Consider the following 14510-nt stretch of genomic DNA (forward strand, 5'->3'; position numbering starts at 1 on the left):
GGGGTGGGGGGGCGCGGGGCGCGCCGCGCGCGCGGGCCGCGGGGCGAATAAAAACCTCCCCCCCCCCGGGGGGCGCCGCGGCCCCCCGGGGGGGGGCGCCCCCGCCCGCCCCCCCCACCCCCGGGCCGGTCGCTCAGCCGGTCACGCCGGGCAGTTCGTCCGCGCCGCTCGACCCGCCCGCGCCGAAGTAGTCCGGCCGGCTGACCCACGCCTCGCTGACGAACATCACCCCCGGCCGCTGGTCGAGGATGTCGCGCAGGCCGGTGACGACGGCGGCGGCCCGGTCGTACGGCAGCACGACGATGACCATGACGAGCCCGGCGCGGTCGTTGAAGAGCAGCCGGCCCTCGTGCGTGCCGTGGTGACCGAAGCCCGAGACGCCGCTGAGGCTGGTCCAGCCGCTCACCCCGGAGGCGTGCAGCAGGCCGCGGACGGCGTCGGCGTCCGCCGCGCGGGTGACGACCTCGACCTTGACCATCCGGGTGAGTCCCAGCTCGTTCATGCCGTCGGCTCCTTCGTTGCGAGGGTGGGGGTGGCGCCCGCCGGCTCGGTGACCAGCAGCCGCCGGGGCGGTTCCGGGCGGGCGGGGGTGGTACGGGTGGGCGCGGGCACGGTTCGCCAGCCGCCCTCCGGCTCGGGCTCCGACCAGTCGCCGGTCCCCGGGTCGCGGACGGTCAGCGACAGCCAGTCGCCGCGGACGAGTTGGCGCAGGTCGGGGTTGCGGTCCAGCACGGCGTCCACCAGCGACCGGGGGGCCTGCACCACCGCGAGCAGTCGCAACGGCTCGTGAACCAGCGTGCCGCCCACGCCAACGGACTGCCAGGGCAGGCCGGTGCGCAGGTCGCCGCCGGTGCCGGGCAGGACGCCCAGCCCGTCACCGAGCACGGTGTGCACGGTCTTGGTGCCGGCGCCGAGCCGCTCCGGGTCCACCGTGGAGAAGTAGTACTGCAGGTTGATCCAGGTGGCCACCACCAGTGGCCCGGTCATGATCGCCTCCAGGGCGGCGGCGCCCGGGTCGGTCGACCAGTCGTACGAGTGCAGGAAGGTGCGGCAGCCCAGGTCGAGGCCGGCGGTGAGCTCGCGCGGCGCGGCGATGAAGGCCGCGTTGCCGGCGAGCGCCCACTCCGGCCGGACCTGCGCCCAGTCGGCGGCCCGGCCGGGCAACCGGTCCGGCGCGGGCTGGCCGGGCAACCGGCTGGCGCGCTCGGCGCGCAGCGCCGACCCCGCCTCCGCCAGCCGGGCCACCAGGGCGTCGACCACCGGCCGGTGCGCGGCCGGTACACCGCCGGGGGCGAGCAGGCGCACCTCGTCGGTGACGGTGTCGTGCTCGGCGGCCAGCACCAGGGTGTGGTCGGGCAGGTCGAGGCCGCGGGTGGCGAGGGCGGCGCGTACCCGTGGGTTGTTGAGCACGGTGGCGGCCAACTGGGCGCTGACCCCGCCGCGGTTGCCGCCGCAGGCGCCGCAGTCCAGTGCGGCGGCGTACGGGTTATTGGTGCTGGTCGCGCCGTGGCCGCAGAGCAGCACGATCGGGGCGAAGTCGGTGGTGAGGCCGATCGTGCGCAGGGTCGCCTCGGCGTAGTAGACCTGCTCGTCCAGGGTCAGCGCGGCGTCGAGGTCGGCCGCCGTGGCCGCGCTGTCCGGCGTGGGGAGGGCGAGCCGGCGCGGCGTCGCCGCCCGCAGCAGCAGGGCGGTCGTGGCGAGCAGACCGGCGATCTCGACGAAGGCGAACGCGCCGACCGGCCCGGCCTTGGCACCGGCGAAGGCCCGCCGCCAGGCCTGCCGTACCCGGCCGGGTTCGGTCCGGGCCGGCGGCTCGGTGACGGTGCCGACCGGCGCCATCAGCACCGGGCAGCGGTCCCGACCCCGACGGGCACCGGCCGCCAGGGTGCGCAGCGGCAGGCCGAAGAAGCCGGCGAACCCGAAGGTGCGCACGTCCCCGACCGCCTCCAGGTGGCGGCGCAACCCCTCGCTGCGGACGTCGATGCAGAACACCGCCTGGGCGAGCGGGGCGCCGGGCGGGACCCGCCCGGGCCCACGGTGGTCGAGGCGCTCCCGCAGCCGCCGCCGGTAGGCGTGCTCCGCGGCCGTCAACCACACCTCCGCCTGCCGCTGCGGAGGCAGCTCGGTCACCGCCGCGTGCAGCGCGTCGAGGACTCCCCCGGGCAGCGCGTCGACCGCGACGGCGTCCAGCCCGAGGACCGCCGCCAGCCGGGCGACGGCGGCCGCCTCGGCGCCGTCGACTCCTGACCCGGTACGCGCCGTCGCGGTGGCCAGCGCGGCGGACGGCTCGACTCCGAGGTGGCGGTGGGCGGCGGCGGCACACAGGGCGAATTCGTAGCCGAGCCGCACCGCGAGCAGGTCGACCACGGTGAGCGCCGGCCGCTGCCCCGGATGCTCCGCCGACCAGCGGGCGTAGCCGGCCCAGCCGGGCAGGCGCAGCAGCGACCGGGACAGGTAGGCAGCCCACTGCTGCGGCGGGACGCCGAGGGCGCGCAGCAGCGCGGCGAGCGCCGGTTCGGGCGCCGCGGGCAGAGCGGCGACCAGCTCGGCGAAGTGGTCGGCGCCGAGCCGGCCCGGTGCGGGGTCGAGGCCGGCCACCCGCCGCCAGCGCGGCCAGCAGCCCTCGTCCTCGTCGCCCGGCACCGGCCAGGAGGCGCCCGGCCGGCCGCAGTGCGCGGCGCACCAGCCGGCCACCAGGTCGTCGACCGCCGCGCCGATCCGGGTGCCCAGGGTGTCGTCGAGCGCCTCGGCCAGGGTGCGCTCCCCCGGAGCGGGGGGCGACCCGGTGGATCCGGTGACGAGCCGGCGGCGGACGGCGGCGAGCAGGTCGGACGGCGGCTGCGGCCCGTCGTGCACCGGGTTGCGCAGCACCAGCATCCGCAGGTCCGTTCCGTCGACCAGCCGCCCGTCCAGCGGCACCGGGAGGGTCCCGGTCGATGCCGGTGGCAGGGCGGCGACCAGGTCCGCCTCGCCGATCTCACCGTCGCGCAGCCGTTGCCGCCAGTGTGCCGCCGGCAGGTGGGTGCGGATCCCGCCGAGCTCGCGCAGCCGGGCGGTGGCCTGCGGGAACGGCGTACGCTCCAGCCCGGCCAGCGGGTTGACCGCGACGAAGCTGTCCAGCGGCCAGGTCGCGGCCACGTGGTCGGCGGCGGCCACCGCGGCGGCGGCCGCGCGGGCCGACGTGGCCCGGTCGAGCGGGCTCGTCGGGAAGTCACCGGCGGCCCGTCCCGCCGGCCGGAGGCGGTCGCGGCGGCGCGGCAGCGGGCCGTCCCGCCAGGCCCACCACCACAGCCCCACCGCCCGGCGGCGCAGCGCGGGCGCGGCCAGCAGCGCGACGAGGCCCATGGCCACGGCGGTGACCGCGACGGCGAGCGGCGGCACCGCGTCGGGCAGGGCCAGCCATTCGGTGGCCGCCCGCCCGGCGACCAGGTAGCCGACGGCCAGCCCGACCACCGCACCGGTGACCGCGAGCGCGGTGGTCACCGGCAGGCGCCGGTCGGCCAGCGCGGCCCGCAGCGCGGCGAACCCGGCCGCGCCGGCCAGCGCCGCGCCGAGCAGCCCGGTCGCGGTGGCGCCGAGCAGCGTCTCGGTGAGCACCACGGCGGCAACCAGGACGGCGGTCGCGGTGACGAGGCGCCGCACCGGGGCCGGTCCCACGGGTTGGGGCGCCTCCGCGGCCCGGGCCTGGGCCTGCACGGCGCCGCCGGCGGACAGGAACGCGTACGCCTTGTAGACGCCGTGCCCGACCAGGTGCACGGCGGCCAGCCCGAAGGCGCCCATCCCGCACTGGGCCAGCATGAACCCCATCTGCGCCACGGTGGAGCGGGCCAGCGCCCCCTTGACGTCGGTGCGTACGGCGGCGAAGAGCGCGCCGGCGACGGCCGTGGCCAGGCCCACCACCAGCATCACCGGCAGCACCACCGGGGCGGTCGCCACCACCGGCGCGAACGTGATCATCAGGAACCCGGCCACGTTGACCATTCCGGCGTGCAGGAAGGCGGAGACCGGGGTGGGGGCGTCCAGCGTGGTCGGCAGCCAGCCGGAGAACGGCACCTGCGCCGAGCGGACCATGCCGGCCACCAGCAAGAGCCCGCCGGCGGCGGCCGGCAGCCAGCCGGGAGCGTCGCCGGCGGCCGCCCGGACGGCGACCAGGTCGGCGCTGCCCGCGGCGGCGACCAGCAGGGCGAAGCCGGCCAGCAGGGCGACGTCGCCGACCAGGAACAACCGCCGGGTACGGCGGAGCGCGGCCCGGACCCGGGGTTGGCCGCGGTGGTATCCGATCAGGCCGAGCAGCAGCCAGCCGGCGCCGATCCACCCGGCGGCGAACTGCACCAGGTTGGCGGCGGTGGCCATCACCAGCGTGGCCAGCGCGGCACCGGCCACCCGGGCCTGGAAGCCGGCCAGCCCCGGTTCGCCGTCGAGGTAGCGCCGGGCGTACCCGGCGACCACCGCGGCGATCCCGCTGACCAGCAGCACGAAGACGGCGCCGAACCGGTCGACGCGTACCCCGACGGGGAGCGGCGCCCCGGCGACCTCCGGGTGGGCCGCCACGCCGACCGCCGGGGCGCCGGCGGCGACGCTCGCCAGCAGCCCCACCGCGCCCACGGCGGCCAGGGCGAGCAGCAACCCGGTGACCCGGGCGGCCCGCCGCCGATCCGGTACGACCAGCGCGCACACCGCTGCGGACGCGGTCGCGACGAGAACTCCTGTGACCAGTGCGACGGACATCGCCACCTCCCTCAGATACACGCACTCTAGAACACGATTTGAGATTCGTGTATCGTGAGTCATGCAACAGCTGATCCGAGCCGGAGGAGCGGCGATGCAGGGTCCCGATTCCACCGATCGCGCGGCTTGCCGGAGCCCCGGCGCCGCCCTCGCCGCGCTGCGCGCCGGCCACCACCGGTTCCGGGCCGGCGGCCCCGTCGCGCCGCCGGGCGACGCTCCGCTCGCGGCGGTCTTCGCCTGCGCCGATCCGCAACCCGAGCCCGCCACCCTGTTCGGCGGCAGCAACCTGCTCACCGTGCGGACGGCCGGCCTGGCCGTCGGCCCGGCCGTGCTCGGCACCCTGGAGTACGCGGTGGGACAGCTGCGGCTGCCGCTGGTGGTCGTCCTCGGTCACGACGCGTGCGGGCTGCCGTGCGGCAGCGGCGACGGGCGGGTCCGCGCCGTCATCGCCACGCTGCGGCAACGGTCCGGCCTGCTGGACGAGGCCGTCCGCTCGGGCCGGTGCGCGATCCACGGCATGTCGTGGCAGCACACCCGGCAGGCGCTGCGGTCCGTCCGCTGCACCGACCCGCCACCGGTACGCCGGCTCGACCGGTCACGCCCGCCGACGCTGCGGACGGCCCGGGCGCGCTGACCCGGCCCCGACCCGTCAGGGGTTGCAGTACGGGCACCACTGCGGATCGGCGGGCGCCGCCGCCTCCCGGGTGAGCCGGTGCGGGCACCGGGCGCAACCGAGCAGCTGCCTGGCGGCGAGCTCGGTCGGCGTGCGGCAGACCCGGCACGGCAGGCCCGGCTCGGTGCCGACCGGGCCGAACCCGGGCGCACCGCAGGCCGGGCAGGGGGTGGCCAGTCGCGCGGCGAGCCGCTGCCCGGCCTCGGCGATCACCGACATCCGGCGCGGATTGTGGTGCGCCCGCAGGTCCGCCGCCACCCGGGCCCGCCCGGCCGCGCTCGCCGACACCGCCTCCGCCACCGCGGTCAGCAACGCCGACACCCGGACGATCCCCTTCACCACCGGGTACGGCGCGTCGACCGGGCGCACCGTCAGCGCGTGCCCGGGCAGCCCCACGGATCGGGCGAAGGCCAGCAACTCCCGCCGGTCGGCCCCGTCGGTGACCAGCTCACCGTGGTTGCTGGCGCTGCTGGTGGCCCGCTCGACCAGCACCAGGCCGAGCCGGTCGTCGACCAGCGCGACGTGCTCGACCTGCAGGGTGCACCAGGGCAGCGACGGGTCGGGGCCGAAGCTGCCCTCGCTGGCGACCCCGACCGGGCAGCCCGTCGCGGCCATCCCGAGCCGGGCCTTGGCCACCACCACCTCGGTCGCCGGGCCGGGGCGGGGCACCTCACCGGTGAAGGTGCCCAGGGCGTCGGTGTCCACCGCCGCGACCCGCAGCCGCAGGCCGAGCCGGCGCCGCAGCGGCGGCCCCAGCGCCGCCCGCTTGCCGTGCAGGGTGGCCAGGCTGGCCACCACGTCCCGGTACACGACCGAAGCGTAGGCGACGGTCCGGCGACCCCGCCGCGACTCCCGGGAACGCGGCGGAACGACGACGCGCGGCGCGGGGGGAGGCTGCTCCCACCGCGCCGCCCGCTGCCGCGCCGGTCAGCTGGCCGCGATGCCCTCGCCGCCCACGCCGCCGGGCACGGTGACCGTGCCGACCGGGACGAGGCTGCCGTCGGCGCCCACCCGGAACCCGTTCACGGTGCCCTCCCGACCGGTCTGGACGTAGAGGTACCGGCCGTCGCGGGTGGACGCGGCGTCGATCGTGCCCGGGTCGGTGCCGGTGTTGCCGCGCGCGTCCAGCGCGCCCCGACGGTCGGTACGGAAGCCGGAGACGCTGGCGCTACCGGCGTTCGAGGCGTAGAAGTAGCCACCCGCGCCGGCGATCCAGCAGGTCGCCGCCTGGCCGGTGGCGACCTGGTCGAGGGCGGTCAGCGTGCCGTCGCGGCGCAGCGCGAAGGTGGCCACCGCGCTCGGCCCGGCCTCGGCCACCAGCAGGTGGCCGTACCGGTCGAAGTCGACGGCGAACGGCACGGCGCCGGCCAGCACCGTGGTCACCGGCGTACCGGCCGGCGCCCCGGAGCGGTCGAGGCCGAACACCACGACGCTGTTGGCGCCGGCCTTCGTGGTGACCACCAGCTGCCGGCCGTCCGGGCTGAACGCGACCTGCCCGGGGGTGTGGGTGAACTCGGGCGTCTGGGTCGGGTCCAGCCCGAGCGAGCGGTGCCAGGCGGGGACCGGTCGCAGCACCCCGTCGTCCCAGCGGTAGCCCTGCACCGAGCCGCCGTCGCGGGCGTTGAGCACGTAGACCAGGCGGCCGTGCACCGCCACGCTGACCGGGAAGGATCCGCCCGAGGTGACCACCTGGCGGCGGTCGAGCCGGTCGCCGCGCACCCCGAAGACGGTGACGGTGTCGCTGCCGGCGTTGACGGCGAACAGGTGCCGGCGGGAGCGGTCGAGGGTCAGCGAGCCCTGCGAGGCGAGGTGGTCGACCACCGCGCCGGTGAGCACGCCGCCCAGGCCACCGGTGGCGTACGTGGCGGCGGGGCGCAGCGTGCCGTCCGGCCAGCGGTCGTACGCGGCGACGGTGTTGCCGGCCGGGTCGTCGCTCTGCACGAAGACGGCGGCGCCGTGGTGCCGGGTGTCCGGGGCGGCCGAAGCCGGGGCGGCGAGGGTGGCCGTGGCGGCGAGCACCAGGCCGGTGATCGCGGTGAGCCGGGTTGCTGTCTGCATGACGCTCCGATCAGGAACGGAAGGAGTCTGACCTGTTGTCTGCGTCCTGCCGTCGGGGCGTCTTACCTTGCATCGTCGCTGGTCAGCGGTTCGTAATATCTCCGCCGAGCGGGCCGGTGATCGCCGCGAGCAGGCCGGTGAGGTCCTCCGCGCAGGGCCCGCAGGCGGCCAGGTGAGCGGCGATGCCGGGGTAGCGGGTGGCGGCCGCCGGCGCGTCCCGGGCGATCAGTTCCGCGTACACGTGCAGCAGCTCCAGCGCCTCGGCGCAGCCGACGTCGCGCGGGTCGGTCCGCAGGAAGCGGTCGAGCCGCGACCGGTCGGTCACGCCTCACCCCTTTCCTCGTCGGTCAGCTGCCCGTCGGCGACGAGCGCCGCCCGTAACTTACGCCGGGCGTCGAACATGGTCTTGTAGATGGCGTTGCGGTTCGAGTTCAGCTGGATCACCAACGCGTCGAGCGGCACCCCGTCGAGGACGATCGCGACGAACACGGCCCGCTGGCGCTCGGTCAGCTCCCGGTCGACCGCCCGCCGCAGCGCGTCGAGCAGGTCCCGCCACTCGGACTCCCGCTCGGGTTGCAGCCCGAACCGGTCCGGCAACCGCTCCCAGGAGTCCGCGTCCAGCGAGACCGAGGGGTGGCGCCAGAAGTGCCGGCCGAGCTTGGTCGAGACCTCGATCATCACGAACCGGTAGGCCCAGGTGGTGAAGCGGCTCTCGCCGCGGAACCGGGCGAGCTTGGCGAGGATGGCGACCATCGCGTCGGCCGCCGCCTGGTGGGCCAGGTCGTCCAGCTCCACTCCGGTCACCGGTGACCGCGCGGCCCGCCGGTACGTCTCCGCCCGGGCCACCCGGACCAGCAGCTCGTGCAGTCGGCGGTGCGCGTCGTCGCGGCCGCGGCCGGCGGCGGTGAGCGCGCGCAGCCAACGCGCCGATTCCGGGTCGAGGGACGCGGCTGACACCAGTTCCACGAGCTCCGAGCCTACGTCGCCCGGGTGGCCGGACGGCGCACCGAAGAGGACGCCACCCCGGGCTTCCCGGTCCACCCCGCGCGCCCGACCTCGTTCGCAGCTCATGCAGGCGTGTCGATGCCAGCGCGCTCATCGTGACCGCTTCCCGCGGCACCGGTCACGCCGATGGGCGGGCCCGGCCTCGGCCGGGCCCGCCCATCGCGGGAGTCACGGTGGTTCAGGTCGTCGCGATCAGCCGACCCGGCGACGGCCGGAGGTGCCGGCCGCGATGGCCACGCCGATCGCGGCGAAGGCGACCTGCAGGGCCAGCTCGAGCCAGTCGATGCCACGGGTGTCGTCCCAGCCGAAGATTCCGGCGACGAAGGTGCCGAGGATCGCGGCCACCACACCGATGAGCAGGGTGAGCCAGATCGGGATGTTCTGCTTGCCCGGTACCACCAGGCGACCGAGCGCCCCGATGATCAGACCGATGATGATCGCGGTGAAGAAGCCGGTAACTTCCACGAGAGCCGTCCCTGTCTTGTCGATGTCGTGACGTCTGAATAGGTGCCCCGGTCGGCCGGCGATCCAACCGGGTACGAGATTTCTTCACGGAACTGTCATGACCGCCGCGGCCGTGCGGGGCAGCTGACGGCGGCCGGCCGGCCGTGTAGGGCGCGCGCCCGCGGGTACCCCGGGCACATGGCGCGCTACACGAAGCCCGAGCTGCGGGAGCAGCTCAAGGAGGAGATCCGGGCGTCCGACCGGGGTGGCCGGCCCGGACAGTGGTCGGCGCGCAAGTCCCAGCTGCTCACCAACGAGTACCAGAAGCGCGGCGGTGGCTACCGGGGCCCGCGGGACGAGCGCCAGCGGTCCCTACGGCAGTGGGGTGACCAGAAGTGGCGCACCCGGGAGGGCACCAACCGGGCCCGCCACGGCGCCGAGACCGCCCGTTACCTGCCCGATCAGGCGTGGAAGAAGCTCTCCCCCGAGCAGCGACGGGCCACCGACGTCAAGAAGCGCAAGGCCTCGACGTCCGGTCGGCAGTACGTCGCCAACACCGGGCCGGCCAAGCGCGCGCGACGCGGTGCGGTGACGGGCGGCTCGCTCACCGAGCTGACCGTGGCCGAGGCGACCCGGCACGTCCGCGACCTGGACGACCGGCAACTGCGGGCGGCCCTGCGGGCGGAGCGCGCGGGCAAGGGACGCACGACGCTCATCCGGCGGCTCGAGTCGGAGCTGGCCCACCGCTGAGCACGGGCACGGCGGCGGTCGGCCGGTACCTACCGCCGTACCGTGATGGTGGCGGCGTCGACGGCGGAGGCGATGCCGGTGAGCAGCGCCGCCAGCGGCGCCGGCAGCTGTCGCCGGCAGTCGTCGATCCGGTCGCCGGTGGCCCGCTCCAGGGCGATGACGCCGCGCAGGCCGCCGACGTCGGCGAGCGTCGCCAGGGTGGCGGTCTGCAGGTCGATGGGGGCGTTCGTCGCCCGGAGGTTGGCCGCGAGCACCACCCGTGGCCGGGCGGCCTCGTTCGGGTCGGTCGCCGGCCACCGGACGACCCGGCGCAGCATGCCGCCCTCCTCGCGCCGCACGATGCCGGTGTGGGTCAGCCGGCCGCCGACGCGTTCCCGGATCTGGTGCACCTCGCGCAGGTAGCGCACCCAGACCTTGACCGAGTGCTTGTTGCCCCGGCCCTGCAGCTCCGCGATGACCAGGTCGGTCAGCGCCTCGTTCCAGGGGCGCGGGTCCAGGCAGGCAACGGAGTTGTTGTCCACGGCGATCCGGCCGTCGAAGAGCAGCTCCGCGAGGGCGGCGCCGGCCAGGGCCGACTCGAACCGGTCCAGTGAGGAATGTGGTTTTCCGGTGAACTCGTCATGACCGATCAAAAACAGGGCGTCTGCTATCCGTAGCATCGGGCCGGCACTCATTGTCTAGGTGAACCCTTTGGCGAGCGTGCAGCGGGGGCACTGTCGGTACGCGACGGTACGGCATGCACACCCACAGCTCAACTTCTGCTGAGCCGTGACTCAGCGGGCGGCCCCGGCCCGAGCTTGTTGGCCGGTGAGATTGCCCCTAGTCTGCTCATGCTCAATCAACGATCAACGTCCACCTCTCTACTCGCCCACTGGGGGAGACCCTTGTCCAGCGACAGCTACTTCACCGAGGATGCCGGTCTGCGCCGGGGTCGCCTCGGCACCATGCACCTGGTGTTCTTCGTCGTGGCCGCGTCCGCGCCGCTGACCGTTCTCGGCGGCGGCGTCACCACCATGTACGCGGTCAGCGGCAACATCGGCGCCGGCCTGAGCTTCCTGCTCCTGGCCGCCGTGCTCGGCGTGTTCGCCATCGGCTACGCCGCGATGAGCCGCTACGTCACCAACGCCGGCGCCTTCTACTCCTACATCGCCAACGGGCTCGGCCGGGCCGGCGGCGTCGCCGGCTCGGCGATCGCCATGGTGGCCTACAACACCATCCAGATCGGCCTGTACGGGCTGTTCGGTGCGATCCTCGCCGACTTCATGAAGGCCAAGGCGGACATCGACCTGCAGTGGTGGGCGTGGGCGCTGGCCGCCTGGGTCGTGGTCGCCATCCTCGGCCTGCTCCGGGTGGACCTCAACGCGACCGTGCTCGCCGTGCTGCTCGTCGCCGAGTGCGTCGCCGTGCTGATCTTCGACTTCGTCGCCATCGGCCACCCGGCCGACGGCGTGACCGCCGACGGGTTCCTGCCCACCAACCTGTTCTCCAACGGGTTCGGCGCGGTGCTCGCGCTCGGCATCGCCTCCTTCACCGGCTTCGAGTCCGGCGCCATCTACAGCGAGGAGGTGCGTGACCCGAAGCGTACGGTCGCCCGGGCCACCTTCATCGCGGTCGCCTTCACCGGCCTGTTCTACGGCTTCTCCGCGTGGGCGATGACCATCGTCACCGGTCCGGCCAACACGCCGGCCGCCGCCGCCGAGGCCGGCCCCGGCCTGGTCTTCGGCACCCTGGCGCAGTACGCCGGCAACGCGGTCGCCGACATCGCCAACGTCCTCTTCATCACCAGCGTGTTCGCCGCGCTGCTGAGCTTCCACAACGGTGTCGCGCGGTACCTGTTCGCGCTGGGCCGCGAGGGCGTGCTGCCGGCCTTCCTGGCCACCACGTCCCGGCGTACCGACGCGCCGATCGTCGGCTCGCTGCTCCAGTCGGCCCTGGCGGTGGTGGTCTTCCTGGCCTTCGCCTTCGCCGGCCGGGACCCGGTCGTCGACCTGTTCACCTGGCTGTCCGGCTCGTCCGCGGTCGGCGTCGTGCTGCTGATGACGCTCACCTCGGCCGCCGTGCTGGGCTTCTTCCGCAAGCGTCCCGACCTGCGGGAGTCCACCTGGCGGCGGGCGATCGCGCCCGCCCTGGGCACGATCCTGCTGGCCGCGGTGCTGCTGGGTGTGCTGATCAACTTCGAGTCGCTGCTGGCTCCGGGGACCGCGGCCTACATCCACTGGACGCTGATCGCGCTGCCGCTGGTGGCCGGCCTCATCGGTCTGCTGTGGGGCCTGGCGCTGAAGAGCTCCCGCCCCCAGGTGTACGCCAACATCGGGCGGATCGCCGAGGACGACCTGCACGAGCCCGGGCTGCACCCGACGCCGCAGCCGGCGCACCGGCAGGACGCCCCGTACGTCGGCGGCAGGTAACCACTTCCCGACGCCAGGTGGCCCGGTCGATCGTTCGACCGGGCCACCTGCGTGTTCAGCTGACGCTCCGCGCGAACGCGGGATTCCCTGCTCAGGCGGGGTCGCGCCACATGGGGTAGAGGCTCGGCCCGTCTGCCGGGGTGATCGGCTCGTTGATCGGGCGGAAGCCGAGCCGCTCGTAGAGCGCCGCGTTACGCAGGCAGCTCGCCTCCAGGTAGGCCGCCCGGCCGGACTTGTCCAGCTCGGCCAGCTGGTACCGGATCAGCGCGCCGCCCACGCCCTGGCCGTGGTAGCGCGGGTCGACCCCGATGAAGGGCAGGTACGCGTGCGGGTCCTGCGGGTGGGCCGCGTCCATCTTCTCGCCGAGGGCCTCGAAGCGCTTCAGCGGGTCACCCGGGATGGTCTCGGCGAGCGCGGTCAGCACAGCGTCGTCCTCGCCCTCGGCGTGCTCGGCACCGTCCACGGGGAGCCAGAGCGCCGCACCCATGTTGTCGCCGAACACGTCGATGTGCCCGCCCTCGAGGGCCAGCTTGACGAACGGGGCGAAGAAGTCCCGGTGGTACCGGCGTCGCTCGGCCTCGTCCGGGAAGATCCAGCCGCTGACCGGATCCTGCATGAACGCCTCGGCCAGGATCGACGTCACGGCCTCCGCGTCCGCGGCGGACGCCTGAGTGATCGTGCCGTTCGGGGTGGTTGCCATCAACTCTCCACGCAAGGGATGGGCCCGGCGGAGGGGTGCACCGGGCCACAGTTGGATCGACTGTCGGCCCACCGTACCAACTGAGTTGTCAGTCAGCCCGAGACGTTCAGACTGAGTGGTCAGTCAGGAGGGAGTCTCAGCCGGTGCGGTTCCACTGCCAGCGGTGCACCACCGCGTACGCGACGATGAACAGCACCGCCGCGTTCAGACAGTGCCAGGGGAAGTGCGTGCCGATCGGCAGCCGGCCGCACAGCGGCCCGTCCAGTGTGCGCAGGGTCAGCGACACGGTGAAGATCCCGGCCGCGACGAGCAGCCAACCGGCGTACCGGCGGGCCGGGGCAGGTGCCGTCCACCGCAGCAGACCGGCGAGGACGAGGAGGCTGACCAACGCGGGAACGTAGCCGCCGAGAACGGCGCGTTCCCCGCCGACGGCCGCCAGGGCCGCGGTCGTCCCGATCGCGAAGGCGACGTACCCGGGCGCGGCCCACCACGCCCGGCGCCACGGCAGCCCCCACATGTGGTGCGCCAGCAACACCACGGCGGCCAGGATGAACAGCAGGATCGACAGCGAGTCCAGCGCGGCGGTGGCGCGGGTGGCCAGCAGGTGGAAAGCCAGGCTGCACAACCCCACCACCCCGAGCAGATACGGCAGCAGCCGCAGGCTCGCCGGCACCGCCCGGCGCTGCCCGGCGAGCAGCCAGATCAGCACCCCGGAGGCGAGCAGGAACGCGACGTTGGTGACGGCGTTCGCCGGCTCGCCCCACAACCCCGGCGCGGTCCGCTCCCAGTACGAGTCGATGTACATCGTCTCCGATGGTGTCCCGCGCCGGTGGCGGACCGGTGAATGCCCGATGACCGGGGCAGCGCCGCTCGCGGGCGGGGTGGCAGGGCCGGGTGGGCTCGTCAGCCGAAGCGACCGTGCACGTAGTCGGCGGTGCGGTGGTCCCGGGGCGCGCCGAACATCGTCCCGGTGTCGTCGGCCTCCACGATCTGCCCCGGCCGGCCCTCCTCGGCGAGGAAGAAGGCGCAGTACTGGGACACCCGGGCGGCCTGCTGCATGTTGTGCGTGACGATCACGATGGTCACGTCGTGCCGCAGCGCCTCGATCGTCTCCTCGATCCGGCGGGTCGACGTGGGGTCGAGCGCGGAGCACGGCTCGTCCATCAGCAGCACGTCGGGGCGCACGGCCAGGGAGCGAGCGATGCACAGGCGCTGCTGCTGACCACCCGAGAGGGCGCCGCCGGGTTGGCTGAGCCGGTCGCGCACCTCGCGCCACAGGCCCGCCTTGGTCAGGCACTCCTCGATCAGGGCGTCCCGGTCCCGCCGGGACACGGTCGTGCCGGTGAGCCGCAGGCCGGCCAGCACGTTGTCGGCGATCGACATGGCCGGGAACGGGTTCGGCTTCTGGAAGACCATCCCGATCCGGCGGCGGGTCTCGATGACCGGCCGGCCGTGCTGGTAGATGTCCCGACCGTCCAACCGGACCTCGCCGGCCAGCGCCGCCGACGGCACCAGCTCGTGCATCCGGTTGAGGATCCGCAGGAAGGTGGACTTGCCACAGCCGGACGGGCCGATCAGGGCGGTGACCGTGCCGGCGGCCATCGTCAGCGAGACCTGGTCGAGGACCTTGTGCGAGCCGAACCACGCGGAGACCGCCTCGGCCCGCAGGGTCGCTCCACCGGCCGCGTGCACGGGGTGGTGCTGCGTGGTCTCGACCGCGGGCAGCACGGCCGTCGCGGCCGTA

At 74.8% G+C, this 14510-nt stretch carries 14 protein-coding genes; 3 read left to right on the forward strand and 11 right to left on the reverse strand.

The genetic code is table 11. The features are described 5' to 3' along the window. Positions 1 to 133 precede the first annotated feature (133 nt). Entirely contained in the window at positions 134 to 502 is a 369-nt protein-coding gene (locus ACFY3U_RS25130) for a DUF190 domain-containing protein (RefSeq protein WP_387205993.1), read from the reverse strand. Beyond that, positions 499 to 4728 carry a putative inorganic carbon transporter subunit DabA gene (locus ACFY3U_RS25135; RefSeq protein ID WP_387205995.1) on the reverse strand — a complete coding sequence of 1410 codons (4230 nt, stop codon included), beginning with the start codon at positions 4726 to 4728 and terminating at the stop codon, positions 499 to 501. Before ACFY3U_RS25135 ends, ACFY3U_RS25130 begins: the two co-directional genes overlap by 4 nt. A gap of 94 nt (positions 4729 to 4822) precedes the next feature. Between ACFY3U_RS25135 and ACFY3U_RS25140 the strand changes: the two genes are divergently transcribed. Beyond that, positions 4823 to 5362, forward strand: a complete 540-nt coding sequence (locus ACFY3U_RS25140; RefSeq protein WP_387205997.1) for a carbonic anhydrase — start codon at positions 4823 to 4825, stop codon at positions 5360 to 5362. A 15-nt stretch (positions 5363 to 5377) separates the two neighbouring features. On the opposite strand, the gene ACFY3U_RS25145 is transcribed toward ACFY3U_RS25140, so the two are convergent. The 5 genes from ACFY3U_RS25145 to ACFY3U_RS25165 form a co-directional block, all read right to left on the reverse strand. Beyond that, positions 5378 to 6211, reverse strand: coding sequence for a DUF6671 family protein (locus tag ACFY3U_RS25145; protein WP_387205999.1), 834 nt, complete (start codon positions 6209 to 6211; stop codon positions 5378 to 5380). A gap of 117 nt (positions 6212 to 6328) precedes the next feature. Further along, complete coding sequence (locus ACFY3U_RS25150) at positions 6329 to 7459, reverse strand: lactonase family protein (RefSeq protein ID WP_387206001.1); 1131 nt, start codon at positions 7457 to 7459, stop codon at positions 6329 to 6331. A gap of 82 nt (positions 7460 to 7541) precedes the next feature. After that, positions 7542 to 7784 carry a hypothetical protein gene (locus ACFY3U_RS25155; protein WP_387206003.1) on the reverse strand — a complete coding sequence of 81 codons (243 nt, stop codon included), beginning with the start codon at positions 7782 to 7784 and terminating at the stop codon, positions 7542 to 7544. Beyond that, a complete protein-coding gene (locus tag ACFY3U_RS25160) occupies positions 7781 to 8425 on the reverse strand; it encodes a sigma-70 family RNA polymerase sigma factor (protein ID WP_387206005.1) in 645 nt (214 codons plus the stop codon). The genes ACFY3U_RS25155 and ACFY3U_RS25160 overlap by 4 nt, the downstream gene beginning before the upstream one ends. Before the next feature lie 231 nt (positions 8426 to 8656). Next, positions 8657 to 8929: a GlsB/YeaQ/YmgE family stress response membrane protein gene (locus ACFY3U_RS25165; protein ID WP_387206007.1), complete on the reverse strand. Its 273-nt coding sequence runs from the start codon at positions 8927 to 8929 to the stop codon at positions 8657 to 8659. A 177-nt stretch (positions 8930 to 9106) separates the two neighbouring features. Here ACFY3U_RS25165 and ACFY3U_RS25170 point away from each other — a divergent pair, with 177 nt between their 5' ends. Continuing rightward, positions 9107 to 9658, forward strand: coding sequence for a hypothetical protein (locus ACFY3U_RS25170; RefSeq protein WP_387206009.1), 552 nt, complete (start codon positions 9107 to 9109; stop codon positions 9656 to 9658). A 29-nt stretch (positions 9659 to 9687) separates the two neighbouring features. Here the strand turns inward: ACFY3U_RS25170 and ACFY3U_RS25175 are convergent, their stop codons facing one another. Beyond that, complete coding sequence (locus tag ACFY3U_RS25175) at positions 9688 to 10332, reverse strand: GPP34 family phosphoprotein (RefSeq protein ID WP_387206011.1); 645 nt, start codon at positions 10330 to 10332, stop codon at positions 9688 to 9690. Positions 10333 to 10542: 210 nt separating this feature from the next. Here ACFY3U_RS25175 and ACFY3U_RS25180 point away from each other — a divergent pair, with 210 nt between their 5' ends. Beyond that, complete coding sequence (locus tag ACFY3U_RS25180) at positions 10543 to 12066, forward strand: APC family permease (protein WP_387206013.1); 1524 nt, start codon at positions 10543 to 10545, stop codon at positions 12064 to 12066. 91 nt (positions 12067 to 12157) lie between these two features. Here ACFY3U_RS25180 and ACFY3U_RS25185 read toward each other — a convergent pair whose 3' ends face one another. The 3 genes from ACFY3U_RS25185 to ACFY3U_RS25195 form a co-directional block, all read right to left on the reverse strand. Beyond that, a complete protein-coding gene (locus ACFY3U_RS25185; protein ID WP_387206015.1) occupies positions 12158 to 12766 on the reverse strand; it encodes a GNAT family N-acetyltransferase in 609 nt (202 codons plus the stop codon). 136 nt (positions 12767 to 12902) lie between these two features. After that, positions 12903 to 13571: a ceramidase domain-containing protein gene (locus tag ACFY3U_RS25190; protein WP_387206017.1), complete on the reverse strand. Its 669-nt coding sequence runs from the start codon at positions 13569 to 13571 to the stop codon at positions 12903 to 12905. A gap of 98 nt (positions 13572 to 13669) precedes the next feature. Next, positions 13670 to 14434: a phosphate ABC transporter ATP-binding protein gene (locus tag ACFY3U_RS25195; RefSeq protein ID WP_387206164.1), complete on the reverse strand. Its 765-nt coding sequence runs from the start codon at positions 14432 to 14434 to the stop codon at positions 13670 to 13672. Between the last annotated feature and the right edge of the window lie 76 nt (positions 14435 to 14510).

It is taken from the genome of Micromonospora sp. NPDC000089 (genome assembly GCF_042899365.1).
Classification (GTDB): Bacteria; Actinomycetota; Actinomycetes; order Mycobacteriales; family Micromonosporaceae; genus Micromonospora.